Source organism: Streptomyces sp. NPDC002573, from assembly GCF_042889625.1.
GTDB lineage: Bacteria > Actinomycetota > Actinomycetes > Streptomycetales > Streptomycetaceae > Streptomyces > Streptomyces gibsoniae.
Genome location: NZ_JBIARC010000002.1, coordinates 344,878 through 350,877 on the forward strand (window position 1 = coordinate 344,878; position 6,000 = coordinate 350,877).

The following is a 6,000-nucleotide window of genomic DNA, read 5'->3' on the forward strand; positions in this document are numbered from 1 at the left end:
TGTCGACCTCAGGGCTGGACGTACAGTGACGTGGGCGCCTTTCGCGCCTTACGAAGCTTCTAGGGAGGCGCTTGCCGTGAGTGAGTTGCGGTTCGTCCGTATGGGGTTCGGTGCCGAGGCCGTCGACTACCAGGAGGCCTGGGACGAGCAGCGTCGGGTGCACGCGGCACGCTTCGCCGACGAGGTCCCCGACACCTGCCTGCTCCTGGAGCACCCGCCGGTCTACACCGCGGGACGGCGCACGGCCCCCGACGAGCGCCCCCTGGACGGCACCCCGGTCGTCGACGTCGACCGCGGCGGCAAGATCACCTGGCACGGCCCGGGCCAGCTGGTGGGCTACCCCATCCAGAAGCTCCCGCGCCCGGTCGACGTCGTCGCCCATGTGCGCCGTCTCGAAGAGGCCCTGATCCGCACCTGCGCGGAGTTCGGCGTGGAGACCACCCGCGTGGAGGGCCGCAGCGGCGTCTGGGTGCTCGGCGACCCGGTGGACCAGCGCCCCGCCCTCGGCGGCCTCTCCCTCGACTTCGACCCGCGCCTGACCGACGAGGAGTTCGACCCGCGGCTGAACGGCCCGGAGTACGCGCCCTCCAATGCCGGCCAGCGCCGGGAGGACCGCAAGCTCGCCCAGATCGGCATCCGGGTCGCCAAGGGCGTCACCATGCACGGCTTCTCGTTCAACGTGAACCCGGATACCACCTGGTTCGACCGCATCATCCCGTGCGGGATCCGCGACGCGGGCGTCACCTCGCTGGCCCACGAGCTGGGACGGGACGTGACCATCGCCGAGGTGCTGCCGGTGGTGGAGCGGCATCTGACGGACATCCTGGAGAACGCCGAGCTCAAGCCGCGGGAAATCGAGCGGACGTCGGCCTGACGGCAAAAGGGGGAATGCACCCCCGCTGCCCGAGGTTGGCCCACACACGGAGCCGAACACATCACGGGCGTACGCTGTGTACGCCGAAGAATCCAAAGTCAACGCAGACAGGCAGGGAGCCGACGTGTCCGCAGTCGCACCCGACGGACGCAAGATGCTGCGCCTGGAGGTCCGCAACAGCCAGACCCCCATCGAGCGCAAGCCCGAGTGGATCAAGACCCGGGCGAAAATGGGTCCCGAGTACACGAAGATGCAGAACCTCGTGAAGAACGAGGGCCTGCACACGGTCTGCCAGGAAGCCGGCTGTCCCAACATCTACGAGTGCTGGGAGGACCGCGAGGCCACCTTCCTCATCGGCGGTGACCAGTGCACCCGGCGGTGCGACTTCTGCCAGATCGACACCGGCAAGCCCGAGGCGCTGGACCGTGACGAGCCCCGCCGCGTGGGCGAGTCCGTCGTCACCATGGATCTGAACTACGCCACGATCACTGGTGTCGCCCGCGACGACCTCGAGGACGGCGGCGCCTGGCTGTACGCCGAGACGGTCCGGCAGATCCACCGGCAGACGGCGGAGCGCGAGAGCGGCCGTACGAAGGTGGAGCTCCTCGCCCCCGACTTCAACGCGGTTCCCGAGCAGCTCGCGGAGGTCTTCTCCGCCCGCCCCGAGGTCTTCGCGCACAACGTCGAGACGGTCCCGCGGATCTTCAAGCGCATCCGCCCCGGCTTCCGCTACGAGCGCTCGCTGAAGGTCATCACCGCGGCCCGCGACTACGGCCTGGTGACCAAGTCGAACCTGATCCTCGGCATGGGCGAGACGCGCGAGGAGATCAGCGAGGCGCTGCACCAGCTGCACGACGCCGGCTGTGAGCTGATCACCATCACGCAGTACCTGCGCCCGAGTGTCCGCCACCACCCCGTGGAGCGCTGGGTCAAGCCGCAGGAGTTCGTGGAGCTGAAGGAGGAGGCCGAGGAGATCGGCTTCTCCGGCGTGATGTCCGGGCCGCTGGTCCGCTCCTCGTACCGCGCCGGGCGGCTCTACCAGATGGCCGTCGAGAAGCGTGGCGCCTACGTCGCCTCGCAGGCCGTCTGACCCCGGTTCGCCTAGGCTGGTGGCACCCCGTGCCACTTCCCGCGTGTGAATCCGCACACAAGTGACTACCTCCTGGTAATGGCCGATTGACGCGGTCCCGACCGTCCCCGCAGTTTGGGGGGCCGTCAGGGCCGCGTCAGGCTTTTGGGCGTCTGTATCAAGGTTTCATTGGCGTTTGACCAGTGAGTCACGCCCTGGTAACACCAAAGCGTGACGCTGGACTCACGCCACGTACAACTCCTGCCCAAGCCGCCGACCCGAGGGGGACCTCCACCATGCAGGCCGCGCCCGTACGCGCCACCGCCATCCCGTCATTCACCGATGCACTCCGTGCCATCGAATCGCTTCTCATGAGCGGCGGCCAGCGCACCGCCCGCCAGAACGCCTGGACCTCCGTCCTCGAGGACCGCCGCCGCGCCAAGGCCCGTGTCGAGGCGCAGCGCGTGTTCGAGTCCGCGGCGTCCCGCTCGTAGCGACGCTCCTCCTCTCCCCCCGCCGGGAGCGTCCCCACCGCTCCCGCCCCTTCGCTCCCCCGCTCCTCGCGTCGACCCGGCACTGCCGTCGTGGGCACTTCCCGGGCCACGTAGACTTCGTGCCATGGCGAGGAAGGAACCTGCAGCGGACGCTGCGAACGCGGGGCGACTGAAGCAGATCGCCCTGACCTACAAGATGACCCGCAAGGCCGACCCCAAGATCGGTCTTGTGCTCGCGGCTATTGGAATCGTCACCTTCGGTGTCTTCCTCGCGGTCGGCTTCTTGATCGGTCACCCCCTGTATCTGGGCATCCCCGGCCTGCTGCTCGCCTTCCTCGCGATGACGATCATCTTCGGTCGCCGGGCCGAGCGTGCCGCCTTCGGCCAGATGGAGGGCCAGCCGGGCGCCGCCGCGGCGGTCCTGGACAACATCGGCCGTGGCTGGACCACCACGCCGGCGGTCGCGATGAACCGCAGCCAGGACGTGGTGCACCGCGCGGTCGGCAAGGCCGGCATCGTGCTGGTCGCCGAGGGCAACCCGAACCGGGTCAAGAGCCTGCTGGCCGCCGAGAAGAAGAAGATGGCCCGCATCGTGGCGGACGTCCCGGTGCACGACGTGCTCGTCGGCAAGGGTGAGGGTCAGGTCGAGCTGAAGAAGCTCCGTACGACGATGCTGAAGTTCCCGCGGGTGCTGACCGGTCCCCAGGTGACCGCGACCAACGACCGGCTGCGGGCACTGGGTGACCTGATGAGCAACATGCCGCTGCCGAAGGGGCCGCTGCCGAAGGGGATGCGGATGCCGCGGGGTGGTGGTCGCCAGCGGTGACGCTGCCGCTGGGCTTGGCCGGTTTCAGGGCCCTTGGAGAACCTGTGCGGTTCTTCGAGGGTCCTGTTGCTTTTTTTGGGGGGTGGGGTGGTGCGGGATTTTGGGTGCGTGCGGGGTGGTGGCGGTCTTGCGCAGTTCCCCGCGCCCCTGAGGGTGGTACTGCTCGCGCGTTCTCGGGTGCGGGCTCGTGGGGGTTTTCGCGCAGTTCCGCGCGCCCCTGAAGAGCCTCCCGCCCGCACGATCTCGGGTGCGGGCTCGTGGGGGGTTTCGCGCAGTTCCCCGCGCCCCTGAGAGCCTCCCGCCCGCCCGATCTCGGGCGCGGGCTCGTGGGGGTTTTCGCGCAGTTCCCCGCGCCCCTGAGAGCCTCCCGCCCGCCCGATCTCGGGCGCGGGTCCGTGGAGGATTTTGCGCAGTTCGCCGCGCCCCTGGAAACAGTTCCCCGTGCCCTGGAAGACCTCGGTGGCTTCCCTTGGGGTGGAGGGGAGCGGTGGGGTCAGATTCTGGTTTCTACCGTTTTGGCGACGCGGTCGTGGAGGCCTCGGCCGTCGCGGTCCCAGATCAGGGCCGGGATCGCCAGGCACAGCAGGATCGTGCGGGTCAGGGCGCGCAGGGGGGCCACCCGGCCCGTGTCCACCGACACCACCCGGATGCCGAAGAGGCGCTTGCCCGGAGTGACGCCGACCGTGCCCACCGTCAGGACGCTCAGCACGAAGAAGACTAGCAGCGCCCAGTTCGGCGTCGCACGGGTGTAGCCGCCGGTGATCAGACCGTATGCGATCAGGACGCACAGCCCCCAGTCGACGGCCAGGGCGCCGACGCGCCGGCCCGGGCGGGCGATCGAGCCCGGCCCCTGCTCGGGCAGACCGAGCTGCTCTCCCCGGTATCCGAAGTCCGCCCCGGCGTCCTCCATGGCCGCGCGGGGACCGGAGAGCCACGATCCGATTGCTTGCCTGTTGTCCACCCGTCCACGGTACTGCCCCCCATTTCGGACACAGAAGGGTGGGTCGGTCGGGCCTCCGGCTGGTTAACCTGGGAGAAACAAATGGGTCACGCCCGAGAAATCCCCCGTCCTTATGGTCGGCTGCAGCGTGTGCCACCGCACTGGCCGCACGAACGAACTACCACCCCGGCACGGACGGTCGGGAGTAGGAGGAGCTGGATGTTCCAGAACGCCGACGAGGTCAAGAAGTTCATCGCGGACGAGGACGTCAAGTTCATCGACGTCCGCTTCTGCGACCTGCCGGGCGTCATGCAGCACTTCACGGTGCCCGTCGATGCGTTCGACCCGGACGAGGAGCTGGCCTTCGACGGATCGTCGATCCGTGGCTTCCAGGCCATTCACGAGTCCGACATGGCGCTGCGCGCGGACCTGTCGACCGCCCGGGTCGACCCCTTCCGCCGCGACAAGACGCTCAACATCAACTTCTTCATCCACGACCCGATCACGGGTGAGCAGTACTCCCGTGACCCGCGCAACGTGGCGAAGAAGGCCGAGGCCTACCTCGCCTCCACCGGTATCGCGGACACCGCGTACTTCGGTCCCGAGGCCGAGTTCTACGTCTTCGACTCCGTCCGCTTCGCGACCAGCGCGAACGAGTCCTTCTACCACATCGACTCCGAGGCGGGCGCCTGGAACACCGGTGCGCTGGAGGACAACCGCGGCTACAAGGTCCGCTACAAGGGCGGCTACTTCCCGGTCCCGCCGGTCGACCACTTCGCCGACCTGCGCGCCGAGATCTCCCTGGAGCTGGAGAAGAACGGCCTGAAGGTCGAGCGCCAGCACCACGAGGTCGGCACCGCCGGCCAGGCGGAGATCAACTACAAGTTCAACACGCTGCTCGCCGCCGCCGACGACCTCCAGCTCTTCAAGTACATCGTGAAGAACGTCGCCTGGCGCAACGGCAAGACCGCGACCTTCATGCCGAAGCCGATCTTCGGCGACAACGGCTCGGGCATGCACGTCCACCAGTCCCTGTGGAGCAACGGCGACCCGTTGTTCTACGACGAGGCCGGTTACGCGGGCCTGTCGGACACCGCCCGCTACTACATCGGCGGCATCCTCAAGCACGCCCCGTCGCTGCTGGCCTTCACCAACCCGACGGTGAACTCGTACCACCGTCTGGTGCCGGGCTTCGAGGCGCCGATCAACCTGGTGTACTCGCAGCGCAACCGCTCCGCCGCGATGCGTATCCCGATCACCGGCTCGAACCCGAAGGCCAAGCGCGTCGAGTTCCGTGCCCCGGACTCCTCCGGCAACCCGTACCTGGCCTTCTCGGCCCTGCTCCTCGCGGGCCTGGACGGCATCAAGAACAAGATCGAGCCGGCCGAGCCGATCGACAAGGACCTCTACGAGCTGGCTCCCGAGGAGCACGCCAACGTGGCCCAGGTCCCGACCTCGCTCCCGGCCGTCCTCGACTCGCTGGAGGCCGACCACGAGTTCCTCCTCCAGGGCGACGTGTTCACGCCGGACCTGATCGAGACGTGGATCGACTTCAAGCGCACGAACGAGATCGCCCCGCTCCAGCTCCGTCCGCACCCGCACGAGTTCGAGCTGTACTTCGACGTGTGATATCGCCCCGGGTCAGAGCGGGCTTCCGCTCCCCTGGGCCGTGTGTAGGCCGTCGGCCGGCTCTCCCCACGTGGGGAGAGCCGGCCCCCGGCGTTTTAGCGCCCGGGTGCGGGGGCCGGGCAGGGCGCGGGGGGCAGTGGCGCTTGTGAAGCCCCGGGGGGGAAAAAA

6 protein-coding genes are annotated in these 6,000 nt (G+C 68.5%); 5 read left to right on the forward strand and 1 reads right to left on the reverse strand.

Going from position 1 to position 6,000, the window contains the following annotated elements:
• The first annotated feature begins 76 nt into the window (after positions 1–76).
• From lipB to ACFYX0_RS03695, 4 genes are all read left to right on the forward strand, one after another.
• Entirely contained in the window at positions 77–874 is a 798-nt protein-coding gene (lipB, locus tag ACFYX0_RS03680) for a lipoyl(octanoyl) transferase LipB (protein WP_388965899.1), read from the forward strand.
• Between the two features lie 124 nt (positions 875–998).
• Positions 999–1,964 (forward strand): lipoyl synthase, encoded by a 966-nt coding sequence (gene lipA, locus ACFYX0_RS03685; RefSeq protein ID WP_388965901.1) that lies wholly within the window; start codon positions 999–1,001, stop codon positions 1,962–1,964.
• Between the two features lie 275 nt (positions 1,965–2,239).
• Positions 2,240–2,437, forward strand: a complete 198-nt coding sequence (locus ACFYX0_RS03690; protein ID WP_355924210.1) for a hypothetical protein — start codon at positions 2,240–2,242, stop codon at positions 2,435–2,437.
• A gap of 124 nt (positions 2,438–2,561) precedes the next feature.
• On the forward strand, positions 2,562–3,263 hold the full coding sequence (locus ACFYX0_RS03695) for a DUF4191 domain-containing protein (RefSeq protein WP_311690663.1): 702 nt from the start codon (positions 2,562–2,564) through the stop codon (positions 3,261–3,263).
• Positions 3,264–3,756: 493 nt separating this feature from the next.
• Here the strand turns inward: ACFYX0_RS03695 and ACFYX0_RS03700 are convergent, their stop codons facing one another.
• On the reverse strand, positions 3,757–4,224 hold the full coding sequence (locus ACFYX0_RS03700; RefSeq protein WP_388965904.1) for an RDD family protein: 468 nt from the start codon (positions 4,222–4,224) through the stop codon (positions 3,757–3,759).
• A gap of 198 nt (positions 4,225–4,422) precedes the next feature.
• Here ACFYX0_RS03700 and glnA point away from each other — a divergent pair, with 198 nt between their 5' ends.
• Positions 4,423–5,832 carry a type I glutamate--ammonia ligase gene (gene glnA / locus ACFYX0_RS03705; protein ID WP_355924208.1) on the forward strand — a complete coding sequence of 470 codons (1,410 nt, stop codon included), beginning with the start codon at positions 4,423–4,425 and terminating at the stop codon, positions 5,830–5,832.
• The last annotated feature ends 168 nt before the right edge of the window (positions 5,833–6,000 follow it).